The sequence below is a fragment of the Azospirillum griseum genome (genome assembly GCF_003966125.1).
Lineage (GTDB): Bacteria > Pseudomonadota > Alphaproteobacteria > Azospirillales > Azospirillaceae > Azospirillum > Azospirillum griseum.
The window spans coordinates 1-221 of record NZ_RXMA01000208.1 but is presented as its reverse complement, the minus strand read 5'-3'; the positions used below and the strand labels follow the sequence as shown (position 1 = coordinate 221).

The following is a 221-nucleotide window of genomic DNA, read 5'->3' as shown; positions in this document are numbered from 1 at the left end:
CCGGAGGAGCGCGGGATTTTCTCCAGCCTCAGCGTCGATGAAAACCTGACCCTGCCGCCGGTCATCAAGGAAGGCGGGATGACGGTGGAGCAGATTTACGACCTGTTCCCCAATCTGAAGGGGCGCGGCTCGACCCAGGGAACCCGGCTGTCGGGTGGTGAGCAGCAGATGCTGGCCATCGCCCGCATCCTGCGCACCGGGGCCACTCTGATCCTGTTGGA

1 protein-coding gene is annotated in these 221 nt (G+C 64.3%); it reads left to right on the top strand.

Annotated elements, in window-relative coordinates; genetic code table 11:
* A partial coding sequence (locus EJ903_RS26800; protein WP_126620835.1) for an ATP-binding cassette domain-containing protein occupies nucleotides 1-221 on the top strand: 221 nt, incomplete at both ends.